Source organism: Phyllobacterium sp. P5_D12, from assembly GCF_054049495.1.
Map to the genome: position 1 here is coordinate 1 of NZ_JBFUMG010000524.1, position 3,124 is coordinate 3,124.

The 3,124-nt window shown below is 57.5% G+C and carries 3 protein-coding genes and 1 pseudogene; 3 read left to right on the forward strand and 1 reads right to left on the reverse strand.

All coding sequences use genetic code 11. The features are described 5' to 3' along the window. Nucleotides 1-401, forward strand: a 401-nt coding sequence (locus ACXJ5O_RS22885; protein WP_457301911.1) for an isocitrate lyase/phosphoenolpyruvate mutase family protein, incomplete at its 5' end; no start/stop codon positions are given. A 225-nt stretch (nucleotides 402-626) separates the two neighbouring features. Here the strand turns inward: ACXJ5O_RS22885 and hisD are convergent. Further along, the gene (gene hisD, locus ACXJ5O_RS22890; protein WP_457301912.1) at nucleotides 627-1,910 is read right to left on the reverse strand and encodes a histidinol dehydrogenase; all 1,284 of its coding nucleotides are present in this window, start codon (nucleotides 1,908-1,910) and stop codon (nucleotides 627-629) included. A 170-nt stretch (nucleotides 1,911-2,080) separates the two neighbouring features. Between hisD and ACXJ5O_RS22895 the strand changes: the two genes are divergently transcribed. Continuing rightward, nucleotides 2,081-2,629, forward strand: coding sequence for a cupin domain-containing protein (locus ACXJ5O_RS22895; RefSeq protein WP_457301913.1), 549 nt, complete (start codon nucleotides 2,081-2,083; stop codon nucleotides 2,627-2,629). A 101-nt stretch (nucleotides 2,630-2,730) separates the two neighbouring features. Then, nucleotides 2,731-3,124 (forward strand): annotated as a pseudogene (locus ACXJ5O_RS22900) (ABC transporter substrate-binding protein); the annotation flags it as partial.

Below are 3,124 nucleotides of genomic sequence, written 5' to 3' on the forward strand. Positions count from 1 at the left end.
CCCATGATTTTGTGCTGACAGCGCGCTGTGAGAATTTTTTGTGGGGACGGCCCGATCTTGGCGACACCATCCTGCGACTGCAAGCTTTCGCAAGGGCCGGGGCTGACGTACTCTACGCACCTGGCCTTAATGACCTCAGCACGATCCGGTTGGTTTGTGAGGCAGTGACGAAGCCGGTCAACATAGTAATGGGAATGCCGGGAGCAACATTCGGCGTGTCGGAGCTGGCGGAGGCGGGTGTTAAGCGCATCAGCGTCGGTTCGGCTCTGGCGAGGCTATCCTTCGGCATGTTCGTGAATGCGGCGCGGGAAATGCGATCAGCAGGCACCTTCTGCTTCTCAGAGCAGGCTATGGGATTCGCGGAATTGGAGGGATTTTTCACCGGAGCGACAAAGGCATGAGAAGTCGCGGAATTCCTAAAACCGCTACGTATCGGGCGTTAACCCGAAGCGAAAGTTCGTGTGATCCGGGCCGTTGCGGACACCGGTACTGAGTTCGAACAAAAACCTAACTCCAGCTAGTTGGACCGAATGTCACTGGTCGATCTTTGAAGGAGTTTGAAGTTGCAAAGGCCTGCTCGGCTAATGAGCTGTGGCGGCTCGACCGCGATCCTTAGACGGAATTCATTATTGCAGGCTCAGTCGAAGCGCGGCTGCTCGGCGATGGCCCTCCATACCCTCTGTGCGACTTTGCCGTACCGAGGGGGGAGCGACCGCGGCCACACCACGCTCGTCGAGCCATTGGTGGGTACACACCTTGACGTAGGAACCTACCCAGAGACCTCCGGTGTAACGTCCTGCGGCCATGGTCGGAAGCGTGTGATTCGTCCCGCAGCACTTGTCAGAGTACACAACGCTCGCAAGTTTCCCGATGAAGAGAGAGCCATAGTTGCGCAATTTTCCTGCCGTGGAATGGGCATCGCGTGTGTGAACCTCAAGGTGTTCCGCCGCGATATGGTCCGAATACTCGATCATGGCGGCTTCATCAGCACAAACGGTGATCTCACCGTAGTCACGCCAGGCGACGCCGGCGACGTCGGCCGTGGGCAGTGTTGCCAACTGGCGTTCGACCGCCTCCAGTGCAGCCTCGGCGAGTTTTTGATCGGTAGTGATAAGGCCAACGCGGGTCCTGACATCGTGTTCGGCTTGCGCCAGAAGGTCCGTGGCGATCATCTCCGCGTCGCCTGTTTCGTCGGCAACGATATAAATTTCGCTGGGGCCTGCTAATTGGTCGATGCCCACCTGGCCGAACACCTGCCGCTTGGCCTCATTGACGTAGGCGTTGCCGGGCCCAACGATCTTGTCGACGGCGGGAATGGTTTCGGTGCCGAACGCCATGGCGGCAATGGCCTGCGCGCCGCCCACTTTGAAGATCCTGTCGGCGCCCGACAAATGACAGCCGGCAATCATGGCCGGATGGGCGTTGGGCGGCAGGCAGGCGATGACATGATCGCAGCCGGCAACCTTTGCCGGCACGATAGTCATGACGGGTGCAGATAGGATCGGATATCGGCCACCGGGCACATAGGCTCCAACAACCTCAATCGGAATGACGCGGTGTCCGAGGTGCAGTCCCGGAAGGGCGTCGAATTCGAGCGGAAGTATGGTTCGCAGTTGCGCTTCGGCGAACGTCCTGACGCGCTCAATGGCGAACTCAGTGTCTTTCCTGGTCTGGGGATCGAGATTGGCAACGGCTTCCAGGCGATCCTCGAGGCTCACTTCGAATGTGACTAGATCGGACCGGTCATAGGTGCGTGCATATTCTCCGACGGCATCGTCTCCGCGTGCCCGCACGTTCGCAATGATGTCCTTGACCACTGCCTCAATTGCAACAGTATCCGAAATCGAGAGAACGTTTGGCTGCTTGAGATGACTTATCTTGTCACCCAATTGGCGGGAGCGGTTTGCCATTTGAATCTCCGGGTTGCTTGTTGGAGGAATGTCGTCACAATCGTGCACCCGCGGGTTTACTGCAATTGCTGGCGGAGCATCTGTTCAGTATATTCACCAAGGCGGCGCGTTCCGCACGTCGTGCGGTGACAGGCTATTTCGATGAGGCACTCCAATCTTGGGAAAATCCAATGCCAAAAATCGGCGTCAAATTGAAAGAGATGCGGCGCAGGCGCGATTTGGGCGTGCGAGAGCTGGCGGTGAGGTCCGGAATCTCCCATTCCACCATTTCCCTGATCGAGCGGGACAAGATGAGTCCGTCAATCGACACGTTGAGCGCGGTGCTGGACGCTCTCGGGACGACGCTCCCCGGGTTCTTCAGCGATCTTCAATCGAGCCTGCCATACACACCATTCTACGGAGGGGAGGAATTGGTGGAGATCGGCAAGGTCGACACCATCTCATACCGTGTCATCGGGCTCAACCATCCTAACCGGCAACTTCTAATGCTGCACGAGACCTACGCGGTCGGCGCTGACACYGGAGAAGCCTTCGCGCATGCCGCGCAGGAAGCGGGAATGGTGATCAAAGGTGCAGTGGAAGTGACCGTTGGCGGCCAGAAAAAGATCCTGAACAAGGGCGATGGGTACTATTTCGACAGCCGGCTCCCCCATCGCTTCCGCAACGTCGGCGAGCAGAAGAGCGAGATCTTAAGCGCGATAACCCCGCCGACATATTGACTTGTAATGGTGATTTTAATCACCGCGGCGCTTTATCAGGCTTTCAATCGAGTCAAACTGTGGTTTCTTAGCTTAGCCATAGAAAAACAAGGGGAATGACGATGAGAATTCTGAACGCAACGTTGATTGCATGCGCGTTGGCGACCATCGGAACAGCGACCGCTGAAGCCCGTGATCTGACAGTCGTGTCTTGGGGCGGTAACTACCAAGACGCCCAACGCAAAATCTATTTCGAGCCTTTCGCAAAGCAGGCTGGAAAGCCGGTGCTCGATGAGAGTTGGGACGGCGGATACGGCGTGCTTCAGGCCAAGGTGAAGGCGGGCGTTCCAAACTGGGATGCTGTCCAGGTTGAGGCCGAGGAACTTGCGCTTGGCTGCGCGGACGGCATTTACGAAAAGGTCGACTGGGACAAGTTGGGTGGCAAGTCCAAGTTCTTACCCGCTGCCGTCGGCGACTGCGGCGTTGGCGCGATCGTTTGGTCAACTGGAATTTCCT

Bases quoted from the DNA above. Each gene is read 5' to 3' on its own strand.
- hisD (WP_457301912.1), bottom strand. From the start codon at position 1,910: ATGGCAAACCGCTCCCGCCAATTGGGTGACAAGATAAGTCATCTCAAG.